The sequence below is a fragment of the Brevundimonas sp. Root1279 genome (assembly GCF_001425945.1).
Classification (GTDB): Bacteria; Pseudomonadota; Alphaproteobacteria; order Caulobacterales; family Caulobacteraceae; genus Brevundimonas.
Genome location: NZ_LMEB01000005.1, coordinates 38771 through 54948, shown reverse-complemented (window position 1 = coordinate 54948; position 16178 = coordinate 38771). Strand labels below are relative to the sequence as shown.

General features: G+C 72.3%; 14 protein-coding genes. 9 read left to right on the top strand and 5 right to left on the bottom strand.

Annotation, left to right across the window (positions count from 1 at the left end; all coding sequences use genetic code 11):
* Nucleotides 1-41 precede the first annotated feature (41 nt).
* Together proB and ASC65_RS06240 are read left to right on the top strand one after the other, a co-directional pair.
* On the top strand, nt 42-1187 hold the full coding sequence (gene proB / locus ASC65_RS06245) for a glutamate 5-kinase (RefSeq protein WP_082525903.1): 1146 nt from the start codon (nt 42-44) through the stop codon (nt 1185-1187).
* On the top strand, nt 1184-2446 hold the full coding sequence (locus ASC65_RS06240) for a glutamate-5-semialdehyde dehydrogenase (protein WP_056450659.1): 1263 nt from the start codon (nt 1184-1186) through the stop codon (nt 2444-2446). Before proB ends, ASC65_RS06240 begins: the two co-directional genes overlap by 4 nt.
* Before the next feature lie 67 nt (nt 2447-2513).
* On the opposite strand, the gene ASC65_RS06235 is transcribed toward ASC65_RS06240, so the two are convergent.
* Nucleotides 2514-3461 carry an aspartyl protease family protein gene (locus tag ASC65_RS06235; RefSeq protein ID WP_056450658.1) on the bottom strand — a complete coding sequence of 316 codons (948 nt, stop codon included), beginning with the start codon at nt 3459-3461 and terminating at the stop codon, nt 2514-2516.
* A gap of 67 nt (nt 3462-3528) precedes the next feature.
* Nucleotides 3529-4350, bottom strand: coding sequence for an LD-carboxypeptidase (locus ASC65_RS06230; RefSeq protein ID WP_056450657.1), 822 nt, complete (start codon nt 4348-4350; stop codon nt 3529-3531).
* Nucleotides 4351-4462: 112 nt separating this feature from the next.
* On the opposite strand from ASC65_RS06230, the gene ASC65_RS06225 reads away from it, so the two are divergent.
* From ASC65_RS06225 to ASC65_RS06195, 7 genes are all read left to right on the top strand, one after another.
* Nucleotides 4463-5854 carry a UDP-N-acetylmuramate--L-alanine ligase gene (locus ASC65_RS06225; protein WP_056450656.1) on the top strand — a complete coding sequence of 464 codons (1392 nt, stop codon included), beginning with the start codon at nt 4463-4465 and terminating at the stop codon, nt 5852-5854.
* Nucleotides 5855-5898: 44 nt separating this feature from the next.
* Complete coding sequence (locus tag ASC65_RS06220) at nt 5899-7917, top strand: TonB-dependent receptor (RefSeq protein WP_056450655.1); 2019 nt, start codon at nt 5899-5901, stop codon at nt 7915-7917.
* A 55-nt stretch (nt 7918-7972) separates the two neighbouring features.
* Nucleotides 7973-8626: a PepSY-associated TM helix domain-containing protein gene (locus tag ASC65_RS06215; protein WP_056450654.1), complete on the top strand. Its 654-nt coding sequence runs from the start codon at nt 7973-7975 to the stop codon at nt 8624-8626.
* Between the two features lie 7 nt (nt 8627-8633).
* A complete protein-coding gene (locus ASC65_RS06210) occupies nt 8634-9143 on the top strand; it encodes a DUF2271 domain-containing protein (RefSeq protein ID WP_056450653.1) in 510 nt (169 codons plus the stop codon).
* Nucleotides 9144-9155: 12 nt separating this feature from the next.
* Entirely contained in the window at nt 9156-9956 is an 801-nt protein-coding gene (locus tag ASC65_RS06205; RefSeq protein WP_056450652.1) for a DUF4198 domain-containing protein, read from the top strand.
* Between the two features lie 104 nt (nt 9957-10060).
* Nucleotides 10061-11050, top strand: coding sequence for an FAD:protein FMN transferase (locus ASC65_RS06200; RefSeq protein WP_156459578.1), 990 nt, complete (start codon nt 10061-10063; stop codon nt 11048-11050).
* Entirely contained in the window at nt 11047-12411 is a 1365-nt protein-coding gene (locus tag ASC65_RS06195) for a sulfite reductase subunit alpha (RefSeq protein ID WP_056450646.1), read from the top strand. The genes ASC65_RS06200 and ASC65_RS06195 overlap by 4 nt, the downstream gene beginning before the upstream one ends.
* A 6-nt stretch (nt 12412-12417) precedes the next feature.
* Here the strand turns inward: ASC65_RS06195 and ASC65_RS06190 are convergent, their stop codons facing one another.
* Genes ASC65_RS06190 through ASC65_RS06180 form a run of 3 tightly spaced genes read right to left on the bottom strand, consistent with a single transcriptional unit; the run spans nt 12418 to nt 15993 of the window.
* Complete coding sequence (locus tag ASC65_RS06190) at nt 12418-12903, bottom strand: GNAT family N-acetyltransferase (RefSeq protein WP_056450644.1); 486 nt, start codon at nt 12901-12903, stop codon at nt 12418-12420.
* 3 nt (nt 12904-12906) lie between these two features.
* Nucleotides 12907-13584 (bottom strand): Fe2+-dependent dioxygenase, encoded by a 678-nt coding sequence (locus tag ASC65_RS06185; protein ID WP_056450641.1) that lies wholly within the window; start codon nt 13582-13584, stop codon nt 12907-12909.
* A 57-nt stretch (nt 13585-13641) separates the two neighbouring features.
* Complete coding sequence (locus tag ASC65_RS06180; RefSeq protein WP_056450639.1) at nt 13642-15993, bottom strand: TonB-dependent receptor; 2352 nt, start codon at nt 15991-15993, stop codon at nt 13642-13644.
* Nucleotides 15994-16178: the final 185 nt, after the last annotated feature.

Genomic DNA, 16178 nt, shown 5'->3' with positions numbered 1-16178 from the left:
GGGAGCTTGTTGCAGCGCACACGTCGCGGCAGGATCGCGGGGTGACCGCAACCGCCGCCGCATCCCCCGCCGCCGCCTTGGCCGCCGCCCGCCGCCTGGTCGTCAAGATCGGTTCGGCCCTGGTCGTGCGCGACGGCGGCCCCGACGCCGTCTGGCTGGCCGCCCTGGGCCAGGACCTCGCCCGCCTGCGCGCCGCGGGGACCGAGGTCATCGTCGTCTCCTCCGGCGCGGTGGCCCTGGGCCGCGGCCGCCTCGGCCTCTCGAAGTCGGCCCGCCTGGACGAGAAACAGGCCGCCGCCGCCGCCGGCCAGTCGCTGCTGATGCAGGCCTGGGAGACCGCGCTGAGCCCCCACGGCCTGATCCCCGCCCAGGTCCTGCTCACCCGCGAGGACACCGAGCGCCGCCGCCGCTGGCTCAACGCCCGCTCGACCATCGAGGCCCTGCTCCGCCTCGGGGCGATCCCCGTGGTCAACGAGAACGACACCGTCGCCACCGAAGAGATCCGCTACGGCGACAACGACCGACTCGCCGCCCGGACCGCCCAGTTGGCCCGCGCCGACCTGCTGGTCCTGCTGTCGGACGTCGACGGCCTCTACGACGCCGACCCGCGCAAGATTCCCGGCGCCGCCCACCTGTCGCTGGTCGAGTCCCTCGGCCCCGACATCATGGCCATGGCCGGCGAGGCCAACGCCGCCGCCGACGTCGGCACGGGCGGCATGCGCACCAAGCTGGAGGCGGCCCGCATCGCCCGCTCGGCCGGCTGCGCCACGGTCATCGCCTCGGGCCTGGTCGAGCGCCCGCTGGCCGCTGTCGCCGCGGGGGCCCGGGCGACCCTGGTCACCGCCCCCGGAACGCCCGCCACCGCCTGGAAGGCCTGGATCGCCGGCAGCGTCGAGCCCGCCGGCCGCCTGGTCGTCGACGACGGCGCGGTGGCCGCCCTGCACGCCGGCAAGAGCCTGCTGCCCTCGGGCGTGCGCGCCGTCGAGGGCCGCTTCGACAAGGGCGACAGCGTCCTGATCGTCACCCCCGACGGTCGGCGCGCCGGCGTCGGCCTGGCCGCGTGGGCGGCCGAGGAGATGACCCTGATCCAGGGCCGCAAGACCGCCGAGATCGAGGGGCTTGTGGGCTACAAGGGCCCCCAGGTCGCCATCCACCGCGACGACCTGGTGCTGGAGGGCGGCGCATGAGCGATCTGGCCGCCGAGATGCTCGACATGGGCCGCCGCGCCCGCGCGGCCGCCGACGCCGTCCGCACCGCCTCGCCGGAGACCCGCACCGCCGCGCTTCACGCCGCCGCCGAGGCCCTGCGCGCCCGCTCGGACGCCATCCTCGCCGCCAACGCCCGCGACAGCGCCCGCGCCCGCGACGGCGGCCTCAGCGAGGCCCTGATCGACCGCCTGGCCCTGACCGCCGCCCGCGTCACAGCCATTGCCGACGCCGTCGCCGAGGTCGCCGCCCTGCCCGATCCGCTGGGCCGCGAGCTGGCCCGCTGGACCCGCCCCAACGGCCTCGACATCGCCCGCGTCGCCACCCCGATCGGCGTCCTGGCCATCATCTACGAGAGTCGGCCGAACGTGACCGCCGACGCCGCCGCCCTGTGCCTGCGCAGCGGCAACGTCGCCCTGCTGCGCTGCGGCTCCGACTGCCTGGAGTCGTCGATGGCCATCCACGCCGCCATGGTCGAGGGGCTCCAGGCCGCCGGCCTGCCCGCCGACGCCGTCCAGCTGGTCGCCACCCCGGACCGCGCCGCTGTCGGCGCCCTGCTCACCGGCCTGGAGGGGACGATCGACCTGTTGATCCCGCGCGGCGGCAAGAGCCTGGTCGCCCGCGTCCAGGCCGAGGCCCGGGTCCCCGTCCTCGGCCACCTCGAAGGCCTGTGCCACACCTATCTCCACGTCGCCGCGGACCCGGCCATGGCCGTGGACGTGGTCGTGAACGCCAAGATGCGCCGCGTCTCCGTCTGCGGCGCCACCGAGACCCTGCTGGTCGACCGCGCCGCCGCCGCGGCCCTCCTGCCGCCGGTCGCCGACGCCCTCGCGGCCGCCGGGTGCGTCCTCAAGGGCGACGCCGAGGCTCGCGCCCTCGTCCCCGGCATGACCGCCGCCGCGGACGCCGACTGGACCACCGAATACCTGGCCCCGGTCCTGGCCGTGCGGATCGTCGACGACCTGAGCGCCGCCGCCGACCACATTCGCCGGTATGGCTCGGGCCATACCGAGGCCATCGTCACCGAGGACGCCGAAGCCGCAGCCGCCTTCCTGGGCGCTGTCGACAGCGCCATCGTCATGTGGAACGCCTCGACCCAGTTCGCCGACGGCGGCGAGTTCGGCTTCGGCGGCGAGATCGGCATCTCCACCTCGCGGCTCCACGCCCGCGGCCCGGTCGGGGCCGAGCAGCTGACCAGCTACAAATATGTGGTGCGCGGGAACGGGCAGGTCAGGGACTAGGGTCGAGGGGTGAGGGTCGAAAGCGACCGTCTGCCCAAGTCTCACCTCTCCTCCTCAACCCTCAACCCTAGCCGATCGTCAGCTCCAGCGGCCGGGACACGTGCAGCGTCCCCTGGCCCAGATCCAGCGCCGCGCGCCGGTCCTCGAACGCCGCCATCCCTACCAGGCCGCCCGGGAAGTTGGGCAGGGGCGGCTGCTCGAACACCCCGACGGGCACGCGCCGGTAGAGGTGGTCGGCGAAGGTGACCGTCCGCGCCTCGATGACCAGGGCGCGCATGGCCCCGCCCAGCACCAGGCTGACGCCGTCGCTCTGCGGTCGCCCGTCCAGCAGGCCGGTGCTCTGGGCGGTGTTGCGGTCCAGCGCCAGCAGGGACGAGGCCCCGGTGTCGACCACCGCCTGCACCGGCACGCCCTCGACGGTGACCTCGACCACCAGCGCCCCGCCCGCCCGACGGACGACGGCGGGCGATAGGTCAGGCGGCCGCACGAAGGCCTCGCGCGCGATCAGCCGCACGTGGCGTCGCTTCGGATCCAGCGCCAGCACCGCATGCTCCAGCACGTCACGACCGATGATCAACGGCGTGTGCAGCCCGTCCTCCGTGGCCAGCGGCCCCAGGTCCAGGATCGCCGCCCTCAGCCGCTCGACGCCCAGTCCCGGCAGAACCACGTCGACGGTCGTTCCCCGCCCCATCTGCGCAGCGCCGCCGACGCCATAGGCCACCATCGGCATGTCGAAGATGGCCCGGCCGGCGTCCGGCAGGGACTCGGCCAAGGCGCGGTCGATGACCGAGTACTGGGCCCCGGTGTCGATCAGGGCCAGGACGTCGCGTCCGCCGACCGTGACCGCCACGGTCGGCACGTCAGCGCTCCGGGCATAGGGCATCCACGGCGTCGCCCCGGCCTGCCCGAACGCCAGCTTGGGCTCAGGCCACAGCAGGTATTCGCGCGCCCACCAGGCCCCGCCGACGGCGGCGACCAGGGCGGAGGCGCGGATCAGGAGACTTCGGCGGTTCATCCGGACTCAACATGGCGCGGGGCCGAAGGCTCCGCCAGCGGCGTGCTGTCGCGGCTCAGCCCCGACCTCACCGCGTCCCGAAGGGCACCACCTTGTTGTCGCGATCATGGCCGATGTCGGCGGCGCCCAGGTAGGGGATGCCCGAACGCTGGCACCAGTAGCGGACGATCTCGTCCGCGGACTGGCCGAAATCCGGATCGTTCGGCGTCACGTCCGAGACCCGCCCCAGCCGGATGCCCGCCACCTTGCGGATCGAGGCCTGGCCGGTGAGGTGGAACATCATCCGGTCGACGCGGTACAGCGCCTCCGACACCTCCTCGATCATCAGCACATGGCCGCTCAGGTCCGGCTCCAGGGCGGTGCCGACCAGTTGGTCGATGATGGTGAGGTTGAAGGCGGCGGCCGGGCGCGCGTCCTCATGCAGCGACGGCTCCCATGACCGCGCGTCGCCGGTCTTCAGCCAATTCAGCGCCCGCCAGGCCGTGGCGTCGCTGCGCACGGCGTCCGAGGCCATCGGCCCATGCGCCACGTGCGGGAAGCCGGCCTTGTACAGCCCGGCCAGCAGGCTGCCGGCGTCGGAATAGCCCAGGTAGCGCTTCTTGCGGGCGACCTCGGTCAGCCGCGGCAGGATGGCCTCGGCGACCCGGCACGAGCCGTAGCCGCCGCGGGCGAACCAGATGGCGTCCAGCCGCGGATCGTTGGCGTATTCGACGAAGGCCTGAGCCCGGCTGGCGTCGTCGCCGCCGAAATGGCCGTGCTTGCCGAAGCTGGCCGGGTGGAAGACGGCCGAGATCGAACCGTCCGGCACGTTCTCCGCGAACCAGGTCTCGACGGCCTCGGCCCGGGCGCGGTCGAAGCGCGAACTGACGTTGACGATGCCGATCTTCAAAGCGCCCGCCCTGACCTTGCTGCCTGGCCCTACATAGGCCGAGCCCCGCCGTCGCCGCAAACCGAATGGGGGAGACTTCCCCTTCCCGCCGCCGCCCTCTACTCACCGATCCATGGCGAACGACTACTTCTTCTGCGGCATCGGCGGCTCCGGGATGCTGCCCCTGGCGATGATCGTGCAGGCCCAGGGCCACCGCATCGAGGGTTCCGACCGGTCCCGCGACCAGGGCCGGACGCCTGAGAAATTCGCCTGGCTCGAGGCCCACGGCGTCACCCTGCACCCGCAGGACGGCTCCGGCGTCACCCGCGCCGACCAGACCGTGGTCGCCACCGGGGCGATCGAGGACACGGTTCCGGACGTCGGCGCCGCCCGCCGCGTCGGCGCGCCTATCGTCACCCGCCCCCAGCTGCTGTCCCAGCTGTTCAACGCCGCCCCGACTTCGATCGGCGTGGCCGGCACCTCGGGCAAGTCGACCATCACCGGCATGATCGCCTGGATCCTGCACCGCGCCGGCCGCGGCCCGACCGTCATGAACGGGGCGGTGATGAAGAATTTCGCCGACGCCGACCACCCGTTCGCCAGCGCCCTGATCGGCGGACCGGACCTGTTCGTCTCCGAGGTCGACGAGTCCGACGGCTCCATCGCCCGCTACGATCCGACGGTGGCCGTCGTCTCCAACATCTCGCTGGACCACAAGTCGATGGAGGAGCTGCGCGAGCTGTTCGGCGGCTTCACCGGCCGGGCCGCCACCGCCGTGCTCAACCTCGACAACCTCGAGACCCAGGCCCTGGCTCAGACCCTGCCGCCCGAGAAGGTCGTCACCTTCGCTCTGGGCGAGGAGTCCGCAACGTTGAACGCCCACGACCTCGAGCCCCAGCCGACCGGCATGCGCTTCACCCTGACCGAGCGCGACGGGCCCAAGCATGCGGTGACCCTCAACGTCCCCGGCGCCCATAATGTCGCCAACGCCCTGGCCGCCCTGGGCGCCGTGCGCGCCATCGGTGTTCCGCTCGCCGAGGCGGTCGCCGCCCTGGAGAGCTTCTCAGGCATCCGCCGCCGCATGGAGGTGGTCGGGACCGCCAACGGCGTGACCGTCATCGACGACTTCGCCCACAACCCGGACAAGATCGCCGCCACCCTCAAGACCCTGCACGCCTTCGACGGCCGGCTGCTGATCCTGTTCCAGCCGCACGGCTTCGGCCCCCTGAAGCTGATGAAGAACGAGTTCATCGAGGGCTTCACCGGCCTGATGCGCGCCGACGATCTCCTGCTGATGCCCGAGCCCGTCTATTACGGCGGGACCACTGACCGCTCGGTGGGCTCCGAGGACATCGCCTCGGGCGTCCGCGCCGCCGGCCGCCAGGCCGAGGCCCTGCCGACCCGCGACGCCTGCGGCGACCGGCTGGTCGAGTTGGCCCGCCCCGGCGACCGCATCATCATCATGGGCGCCCGCGACGACACCCTGTCGGTCTTCGCCGCCGACCTCCTGAAGCGGCTGGCCTGACAGGCCCGGGCAACCGAGCGCCCGGCGGGGTATTGTAGAGCTTCATGCTTCAGGTCCCACCCCCGCCCCAGCTGTCCGAAGTCGTGGTCACGGGCGCGCGCCTTCCCCCGGCCGCGGGCGAGGCGGCCTTCTCGGTCATCCGCCTCGACGAAGCGGACCTGGCCCCGCAGCAACGGCTCGACGAGGCCCTGGCCACGGTCCCGGCCGTCTCCCTGTTCCGCCGCACCTCCAGCCTGTCGGCCAATCCGACCACCCAGGGCATATCGCTGCGCGCCATCGCCCCCTCCGGCGCGGGCCGGACCCTGGTCACCCTCGACGGCGTGCCGGTCAACGATCCCTTCGGCGGCTGGGTGATCTGGTCCCAGGTCCCGACCGAGAGCCTGTCCGGCCTCGACCTGATCCACGGCTCCGGCGCCGGCCCTTACGGCGCGGGCGCCCTGACCGGGGTGATCCAGCTGCGCGAACGCGACATGGGCGCTGTCCTCGACGCGTCCGTCGCCGAGCGCGGCGGGGCCCGGCTCGCCGCCGCCGCCGGAACCGACGCCGGGCCCGTCCGACTGGTCGGAACGGCCCTGTACGAGACCAGCGACGGCTACGTCCCCGTGCGCGGTCCCGAGGCCGGCGCCGCCGACACCCCGCTGGATCTTGAGTTCCTGAGCGCCGCCGTCCGCGCCGACATCCCGGTCGCCGCCGCCGTCGTGTCCCTGCGCGCCTCGGCCTTCGAGGAGGACCGCGGCTCCGGTCTCGCCGGCGCCCGCGCCACCGCCAGCGGAAACAGCCTTTCCGCCACAGCCGCCCTCGCCCCGACGCCCGAGCGTCTCGGCTGGCGACTGCAGGCCTGGCGGCGCGAGAGCGACCTGGCCAACAGTTCGGTGGCCGTCGCCCCCGACCGGTCCTCGACCACCCCGGCCAACGACCAGTACGCCACCCCGGCGACCGGCTGGGGCCTCAACGCCGCCCTGCGTCGCACCGCGGTCAGCGGCGTCGGCCGCGTCGAATGGGAGCTGGGCGCAGACGCCCGCTTCAACGAGGGCGAGACCCAGGAGCTGTTCCGCTATCTCGGCGGCGCCTTCACCCGCGGGCGCATCGCCGGCGGCGAGACCTCCGTGGCCGGCGTCTATGTCGAAGGCGCCTGGGACGACAGCGGCCCCTGGCTGGTCGCCGGCGGCCTGCGCTGGGACGCTTGGGAGAACGCCAACGGCCGCCGCCTCGAGACCGACCTCGCCACCGGCCTGCCGACCCTGGACGAGACCGACCCCGAACGCTCCGGCGAGGTCGTCAGCGCCCGCCTCGCCGTCCGCCGTGAGCTCGGAAGCGGCCAGGCCCTGCGCGCCGCCGCCTACACCGGCTTCCGCCCCGCCACGCTCAACGAGTTGCACCGCCCCTTCCGCGTCGGCAACGACCTGACCGAGGCCAACGCTGCCCTGGAGCCCGAGCGGCTGACCGGCGTCGAGGCCGGCTGGAGTTGGACCGGCGACCGCGCCTCGCTGACGGCCACGGTCTTCTGGACCGAGATCGAGGACGCGATCGTCAACGTCACCATCGGCGAGGGCCCCGGCGTCTTCCCCCGCGCCGGCTTCGTCCCCGCCGGCGGCGTGCTGCGCCAGCGCCAGAACGCCGGGACCATCGAGGCGACCGGCCTGGAGCTCGACGCCCGCTGGGACGCCTCCGACGTCCTGTCTCTGCGCGCCGCCCTGTCCGCGACCGACGCCCGCGTCGACGGCGGTTCGGACGCGCCCCAACTGACCGGCCTGCGCCCCGCCCAGGCTCCGATCTGGAGCGCGACCGCCGGACTGGACTGGCGCCCCATCGACCGCCTGACTCTGTCCGCCGACCTGCGCTGGGAGAGCCGCCGCTTCGACGACGACCTCAACAGCCGGGTGCTTGAGGCCGCCGCGACCGCCGACCTCCGCGCCGAATGGGCCCTGAGCCCGAACGCGACCCTCTGGGCCGCCGCCGACAACGTCTTCGACGAAGAGGTCGAGGTCTCCGAGACCGCCACCGGCGTCGCCGGCTTCGGCCCGCCGAGGACCTTGGGCGTCGGGGTGAGGCTTTCGCGCTAAGCTTGCGCGACGATCTACTATTGAAAATCGTTCGCAACTTGGGCACAAGCCGAGCGTGACCGAAGCCACCGTCCCCGCCGCCAAGCCCGCCACGGCCCTGAACGCCTCCCGGTCGTTCTGGTTGAAGCAGCTGCACCAGTGGCACTGGATCTCGGCGGCCATCAGCCTGGTCGGGCTGATGCTGTTCGCGGCCACCGGCATCACCCTCAACCACGCCGCCCAGATCCCGGCCGAGCCGGTCACGGTCGAGCAGACCGGCCAGTTGCCCGCGCCCCTGCTGGAACGCCTTGCGAGCTTCCCGGAGGAGACCACCGATCCGGCCCCCGACGCCGTCGCCCGCTGGGCCTCGGACCAGTTCAAGGTCAACGTCGCCGGTCGCCCGACCGAGACCACCGCCGACGAGCTCTACATCGCCCTGCCCGAGCCGGGCGGCGACGGCTGGCTGACCATCGACCGCGCCACCGGCGAGGCCCTGCGCGAGCGCACCACGCGCGGCTGGGTCGCCTGGCTCAACGACCTGCACAAGGGCCGCAACACCGGGCCGGTCTGGTACTGGTTCATCGACGTCTTCGCCGCCGCCTGCGTGATCTTCGCCCTGACCGGCTTCGGCCTGGCCTGGATGCACGCCCGCCAGCGCCCTTCGACCTGGCCGCTGCTGGCCGCCGGCCTGCTGATCCCCGCCCTCATCGCCCTGCTGTTCATCCACTGAGTGATCCATGCGTAAGCTGACCCTCGCCCTCCCCGCTTCCGCCCTCGCCGCCGCCGTCGCCGGCCCGGCCCTGGCCGCCGACCTGAACGTCTCGGTCGAGATCCCGCGCCTCAGCGTCGCCGCCTACCACCGCCCCTATGTCGCGGTGTGGATCGAGCGACCCGACAACACCGCCGTGCGCACCCTGGCGGTCTGGTACGAGGTCTCGAACACCGCCGAGGGCAAGGACTGGCTCAAGGACATGCGCACCTGGTGGCGTCGCGGCGGCCGCTCGCTGACCCTGCCCGCCGACGGCGTGTCCAGCGCCACCAAGGCGCCCGGCGCCCACGCCGTGCGCATCCCCGGAGCCCGCCTCTCCAACCTGCCGGCCGGCGACTACGTCCTGGTCGTCGAGGCCGCCCGCGAGCTCGGCGGCCGCGAAGCCGTCCGCGTGCCGTTCCGCTGGGGCGCCGCCAACACCGCCCGCGCCGCGGGCTCCACCGAACTCGGCGCCGTCAGCGTCACCGTCACCCGCTAGAGGAAGTCCGCCATGAAGAAGTCGCTCGCCCTCATCGCCGCGCTCGCCGTCCTCGCGGTTCCCATGGCTGCACAGGCCCACCGCCAATGGCTGGCCCCGACGGCCACCGTGCTGTCGGGAACCGACGCCTGGGTCGGCTTCGACGGCGGATCGTCCAACGGCGTCTTCATCCCCGACCACAACGCCATGAACCTCGACGGCCTGGTCATCACCGCTCCGGACGGCTCGCGGGTCCAGGACGAGAATCGCGCCCGCTCGCGGTACCGCTCGACCTTCGACCTGCACATGACCCAGCAGGGCACCTACCGCGTCGCCAACACCTCGGGCGGCGTCATGGTCAGCTACAAGCAGGGCGGCGAGCAGAAGCGCTGGCGCGGGGCCGAATCCGACATGGCTGCGAACATCCCGGCCGACGCCACCGAGGTCGTCGCCGCCCGCTCGAACAATCGCACCGAGACCTTCGTCACCCTCGGCGAGCCGACCACCACGGCGCTGGCCCCGACCGGCCAGGGCATCGAGCTGGCCCCGGTGACCCACCCCAACGACCTGGTCGCCGGCGAGCCCGCCACGTTCAAGTTCCTGCGCGACGGTCAGCCGGCCGCCGACCTTGAAGTGACCATCGCCCGGGGCGGAACGCGCTACCGCGACAATCCCGAAGAAATCACCGTCAAGACCGGCGCCGACGGCTCCTTCACCGTCACCTGGCCGGAGCCCGGAATGTACTGGATCAACGCCGCGGTGCGCACCCCGGCCGCGGGCGACCGGCTCGCCTACAACGCCCAGTACAACGGCGCCGTGGAAGTCCTGCCCTGACCGACGGACGCCCCCCGTCCAGCCGCTCGACGCCGCCCCCGGTCACGGTGGGCGACGCGGCGCCGCGCGCGCAGAACCGGGTGCTCATCCCGACCCACGGCAGAATGCCGCGCAAGCCGGCGTCAGAGCTGATCTGGGACTTCCGCGGCGAGACCATGGGCACCAGCTGGTCGGTGCGGCTGATCCCGCCGCCCGAGCTCGGCCGCGTCCTCTTCCAGGACGAGATCGAGCATGAGCTGGCGGCGGTCGTCGCCCTGTTCAGCCACTGGGACGAAACCTCCGAACTGTCGCGCTTCAACGCCGCGCCGGAGGGTTTCTACGAGGTCTCAGAGCCTTTCTGGGCCCTGCTCGACGCCTCGCTGGACCTCGCCGACGCCACCTATGGCGCGGTGGATCCGACCCTCGGCGCCCTGGTCGACCTGTGGGGCTTCGGCCCGCCCGGCCCGCGCCCGCTGGACTCGTTCGGCAAGAACCCCACCGCCCCCTACGAAACCGAGATCAAGGCGGCCCAGGCCGTCAGCGGCTGGCTCAAGCTGCGCCTCAACCGCGAGGCCCGCGCCGTCCAGCAGATGGGCGGGCTCAAGCTCGACTTCTCCGGCATCGCGAAGGGCTACGCCGTCGACCGCGTCTCCGACCGCCTGACCGCCCTTGGCGCCCACAGCCATGTGGTCGAGGTTGGCGGCGAAATGCGCGGCGCCGGGGTCAAATGGGACGGCCATCCCTGGTGGGCCGAGCTGGAGCAGGCCCCCGGCGCCCCGGGCGGCCGCACCGTCGCCGCCCTCTTCGACATGGCCGTGGCCACCTCCGGCGACTGGGTGCGGACCTATGAGGTCTACGGCCAGGCCTACAGCCACACGATCGACGGCCGCACCGGTCGCCCGATCAACAACGGCGTGGCCTCGGTCACCGTCCTGGCCGAGACGGCCATGCGCGCCGACGCCCTGGCCACCGCCCTGGCCGTCATGGGACCCGAGGAAGGCCTCGCCTTCGCCAACTACGTCGGTCTCGCCGCCGCCATCGTGGTGCGCGGCGAGGACGGCCTGACGGAGATCGTCTCGTCGGCCTTCCAGGCCATGCTCGACGAGGGCGAGTGACCCAGGACCCCATCCGTTGGCTGTGGGCGGCGGTCGCCGTGGCGCTATGGCTCCTCGTCGTCGTCGCCGTTGTCTGGGCCCGCGCCCGGGCCCGCCGCGCCGCCCAAGCCCGCGCCGCCGCCCTGGCTCCGGGCCCCGGCGCCGAGACCCTGCTCATCGCCTTCGCCAGCCAGACCGGCCAGGCCGAGGAGCTGGCCTGGATGACCGCCCGCAGCCTCGCCGAGGCCGGCGCTCCGGCCCGCGTCGCCCTGCTCGGCGACCTCGAACCCGCCGAGCTCAAGGCCGCCGGCCGCGTCCTGATCATCGCCTCGACCACCGGCGAAGGCGACGCCCCGGACGCGATGTCGTGGTTCGTCCGCAAGCAGATGAAGGCCCCCGCCGACCTGACCGGCCTGTCCTACGCCCTGCTGGCCCTGGGCGACTCCAGCTACGCTGGCTTCTGCGGCTTCGGCCGGGCGCTCGACGCCTGGCTGCAGCGCTCGGGCGCCATGCCCCTGTTCGACCGTGTCGAGGTCGACAACGGCGACGCCGGCGCCATCCGCCACTGGCAGCACCAGCTCGGCGCTGTCACCGGACACGCCCTGCAGGCCGACTGGACCCCGCCCGCCTACGACCGCTGGCGCCTGGCCGCCCGCAGCCACCTCAACCCCGGAAGCCCCGGCGGCGAGGCCCATCTGCTGGCCTTCGAGCCGATCGGGCACACGCCCCGGTGGGTGGCCGGCGACGTCGCCGAGATCGGCCTGCCTGGCGATCCGTCGCCCGGCAGCCGCGAGTATTCGGTCGCCTCCCTGCCCGCCGACGGCCGCGTCGAGTTCATCGTCCGCCGCATGACCGCCCCCGACGGCACGCCCGGCCTGGCCTCCGGCTGGCTGACCCGCGAGCTGCCGATCGGCGCCGAGGTCGGCATGCGCATCCGCACCAACCGCGCCTTCCACGGCCCGTCCGCCGAGACGCCGCTGATCCTGATCGGCAACGGCACGGGCCTGGCTGGCCTGCGCGCCCACTGGAAAGCTCGCGCGGGCGTCCCGCACGGCGGCGCCTGGCTGCTGTTCGGCGAGCGGACCCAGGCCCACGACGCCTTCCTCGACGCCGAGTTGAAGGCGGACCTCGCCTCGGGTCTGCTGACCCGCCTCGACCGCGTCTTCTCGCGCGACCCCGGCGACGGCCGCTACGTCCAGGCCCTGATCGCCGAGCACGCCGGGGCCCTGCGCGGCTGGGTCGACCGCGGCGCGGCCATCTACGTCTGCGGCAGCCTGGAAGGCATGTCCAAGGGCGTGCAGGAGGCGCTGGAGGCCGCGCTCGGCGCCGACCGCCTGCTCGCCCTCACCGAGGCCGGCCGCTACCGCCGCGACGTCTACTGACGCCGCTCAGACCAGCGCTTTGAACATCACATAGGCGTCGACATAGTCGCCGTTCGGCCGCCGGAAGGCGCCCGGCAGGGTCCCGGCGATGTGGAAGCCCTCGCCCTCCCAGGCCGCCACGGCGCGGACGTTGGTCGAGACCACGATGTTGAACTGCAGCGCCCGCATGCCCCGCGCCACGGCCCGTTCCTGGGTGTGCCGGCACAGGGCCCGAGCCAGGCCCCGACCCGCCGCCCACGGCGCGACGACATAGCCGCAGTTGCCGACGTGGCTGCCCGCCCCCGGCTGGTTCGGGCGCAGGAAGCTGGACCCCGCCACCCGGCCGTCGATCTCGACGACGCTGACCTCATGCGCCGGCGCCATCCAGTAGGCGCGGCCCTGCTCAGAGGTGGTGTCGCGCGGCAGGGCCAGGGTCTCGCCCTCGCGCACGGCGGGCTCCATGGCCGCCCAGATGGCGGGCCAGTCGGCGTCGGTCGCGGGCCGGATCGACAAGGCTCAGACCTCGGCCCAACGCCGCAGCAGGTTGTGATAGACCGCCGTCAGCTCCAGCACCGCCGCGTCCTTCGGCCCCTTGTCCGCATTGACCCGCTGGATGGCCACGTCGAGCCGGAACAGGGTCTCGCGGTCGGCGTCGTCGCGCACCAGGCTCTGCAGCCAGAAGAAGCTGGCCACGCGCTTGCCGCGGGTCACCGGCGTCACCCGGTGCAGGCTCTTGGACGGATAGAGGACCAGGTCCCCGGCCGGCAGCTTGACCGACTGCGGCCCGTACATCTCCTCGATGATCAGCTCGCCGCCGTCATAGTCCTCGGGCTCGGACAGGAAGAGAGTCGCCGACAGGTCGCTGCGGATGCGGATGTCGCCCCGCTGGCGAATGGCGTTGTCGACGTGGACGTCGAAATGCTCGCCGCCCTCGTAAGCGTTGAACAGTGGCGGGAAGATCGTCTTGGGCAGCGCCGCGGACACGAACATCGGATTGGCGTTCAGCGCCTGCTGCACCAGGCCGCCGACCTCGCGCGCCTCGACGCTGTCCTCGGGCAGCTGCCGGTTGACCTTGGCGGTCGCCGACTGATGGCCCGACGTCGCGTTGCCGTCGGCCCACGGCCCTGCGTCCAGCCGCTCCCGCAAGGTCGAGACCTCGTCCCGCGTGAACACTCCCGGGATGTGAAGCAGCATGGCTCGGCCCTCCGCGGGGCCGGAGCCGCCGAAGCGGCCCCAGCCCTTTCGGGGAGATCAGTAGCGCAGATTCAGCGTCAGGATAGCCTGCCGCGCCGGCGCCGGGTCTGCGTGGTGCACGCCGTTGGTGCGCAGGATGTATTCCTCGTCCGTGGCGTTCTGGACGTTCAGCTGCAGCGTGGTGCGGTCGTTGATGTCGTACGATGCGAACAGGTCGAGGCGCGTCCACGACGGCGCGTAGATCCGGTTGACGCCGCCGCCGGCGCCGCCCTGGTTCCCGCCGTAGCTCTTCGACTGGTAGTAGATCCCGCCGCCCAGGCTCAGCTTCGGCAGGACCTGATAGGTCGTGAACAGGCCGGCCGAGTGTTCCGGCGTATTGGCCAGCGGCAGGCCGATCAGCGGGTTGGGCACGAAGACCGGCGGCGTTCCCACCGCGGTGCCCGCGGCCTCAACCAGCTCCGAGTTCATCCAGGTGTAACCGCCGAAGACGGTCCATTCGCGGGTGATGTTGCCAGAGACGCCCAGCTCGACGCCGTTGACCTGGACTTCGCCGGCCTGCTCGAACACGCCAACGTCGACCAGGATGGCCGCGTTCTCCCGCGTCAGCCAGAAGGCCGCCGCCGACAGCGCCAGGCGGTCGCCGAACAGATTGGCCTTGGCGCCGAGCTCCCAGCTGGTGGTTTCTTCCGGATCCAGCACCGTGTCGACCAGGTTGCCCGTGCCCGTGCCGCCGCTGGCGTTCTGGTCGCCGGCCGAGATCGTCGGCGGCGTCGAGGCGGTGGCGTAGGAGACGTAGAGGCTGGAGTCCTCGGTCGGCTTGTAAACCAGGCCGACCTGGTAGTTGACGAAGTCCCACTCGCGGCGCGGCACTTCAACGAAGGTCGCCGGCGCCCAGATGCCGTTGGCCTGGGCCGGGGTCGGCGAGACGGCGTTGACGCCCTCGACCGCATAGTCGTCCCAGCGAAGGCCCAAGTTCAGGATCCACTTGTCGGTCAGGCTGATGCTGTCCAGCGCATAGACGCCGATGGCCTCGGTGGTGTTGCGGCTGATGGGGCCGCGGTTGATCACGCCGGTCCAGGGATCATCCGGCGTCGGCGCATAGACGCGGGTGCAGTCGCCGGCGCCGAGGGTCAGCAGGGTCGCGGCCGGAATGGTGAAGCCGGCCGGGCAGGCTGCACCCGAGGTGGTGAAGGTGGAATAGGTGGCGTTGCTGTTCTTTTCGCGGCTCAGCTCGACGCCGGCGTTGAAGTCGTGACGGACGCCGCCGGTCGAGAACGACCCGGTCAGGTCGGTGACGTTGGCGATCGTGGTCACCGGGTTCCAGCGGCTCTTGGCGCCGCGCTTCATCCACCACTCGCCGCCCACCAGCTGCGCATTGCCGCCGTCGCCCGGGTTGGTGACGATGTATTCGTTCAGCGTCTCGGACCAGCGGCTGACGTTCCGGATGGTCAGGTTGTCGCTGAAGCTGTGCTCGAAATCGAAGGTGAAGGTATCGACCGTATTGGTCAGATAGTCCCGCGCCGTCAGGCCGTAGAAGCTGTCATACGGCACATCGAGGATGCCGCTCGGGTCCGGCCGCGGCGCCGTCGCCCCGCCCAGCTTGGTGTAGAGCGGGATGCCGTAGTCGGGCATCTGGTTGGAATCCAGGTGGTAGTAGCTGAACGACCCGGTCGAGCGGGTCCCGAGGCCGGCGGCCACGGACAGGCCCAGGCCCCACTTGTCGTAGTCGACGGCGTTGCGGCCGGGAACGTCGCCCTGATTGCCCATCAGGTTGAAGCGCAGGGCGGCGTTCTCGCCCAGGCTCCAGTTCTGGTCGATCGTCGCGCGCAGGAAGCCATCCGTGCCCACGCCGAAGCCCAGGTTGGTGAAGTCGTTCAGGCGCGGCGACTTGGACGCCAGGTTGATGCTGCCCCCGCCCGAGCCGCGGCCCGAATAGACGGAGTCCGGCCCCTTCACGATCTCGACCTGCTCGAGGTTGAAAACCTCGCGCTGCTGGCCGCCGGTGTCGCGGATGCCGTCGACGAAGATGTTGTTGCCCGAGGACTGTCCGCGGATGAATGGCCGGTCGGCCAGCGGCTGCCCGCCTTCGCCGGCGCCGAAGGTGATGCCCGGCGAGGTGCGCAGGATGTCCTGCAGCGAGGTCGCCGCGGTCTGTTCGATGATCTGTTGCGGGATGATGGTCACCGAGCGTGGCGTGTCGACCAGCGGAGCGACGAACTGCGGCGACTGCGGCTCGCGCTCGACCGCCTTGCCGTCGACCGTGATGGTGCCGAGGTTGGCGGCGTCCTGGGGATTCGTCTGCGGATCGGCGCTCGGTCCGGCCTGGGCCAGGGCGGGACCGGCGACCAGCATGCCGGCGGCGCTGGAAGCGAAGAGGAGAGCCCGGAGGGCGTCGGCGCGGGAGGTCATGGCGGCTGTCCGTCAGCTGTAGTTGCGACGCGTTCGCATTAGCAGCTTTGCCGCGCGCCGCAATCGAAATTGCGACACATTCTCACCAATTCACCGCCCTGTGTCCGCCGGTCCACGAACAAGGTTTACCTGTGCTTCACCCTGAGCGGCGATGCTGGCGCATGGCCCCGTGCGTCCCCAGCTCC

Coding starts and splice junctions, on each gene's coding strand:
- ASC65_RS06240 (WP_056450659.1), top strand. CDS start 1,184: ATGAGCGATCTGGCCGCCGAGATGCTCGACATGGGCCGCCGCGCCCGC.
- ASC65_RS06235 (WP_056450658.1), bottom strand. CDS start 3,461: ATGAACCGCCGAAGTCTCCTGATCCGCGCCTCCGCCCTGGTCGCCGCC.
- ASC65_RS06225 (WP_056450656.1), top strand. CDS start 4,463: ATGGCGAACGACTACTTCTTCTGCGGCATCGGCGGCTCCGGGATGCTG.
- ASC65_RS06220 (WP_056450655.1), top strand. CDS start 5,899: ATGCTTCAGGTCCCACCCCCGCCCCAGCTGTCCGAAGTCGTGGTCACG.
- ASC65_RS06210 (WP_056450653.1), top strand. CDS start 8,634: ATGCGTAAGCTGACCCTCGCCCTCCCCGCTTCCGCCCTCGCCGCCGCC.
- ASC65_RS06205 (WP_056450652.1), top strand. CDS start 9,156: ATGAAGAAGTCGCTCGCCCTCATCGCCGCGCTCGCCGTCCTCGCGGTT.
- ASC65_RS06200 (WP_156459578.1), top strand. CDS start 10,061: ATGCCGCGCAAGCCGGCGTCAGAGCTGATCTGGGACTTCCGCGGCGAG.
- ASC65_RS06185 (WP_056450641.1), bottom strand. CDS start 13,584: ATGCTGCTTCACATCCCGGGAGTGTTCACGCGGGACGAGGTCTCGACC.
- ASC65_RS06180 (WP_056450639.1), bottom strand. CDS start 15,993: ATGACCTCCCGCGCCGACGCCCTCCGGGCTCTCCTCTTCGCTTCCAGC.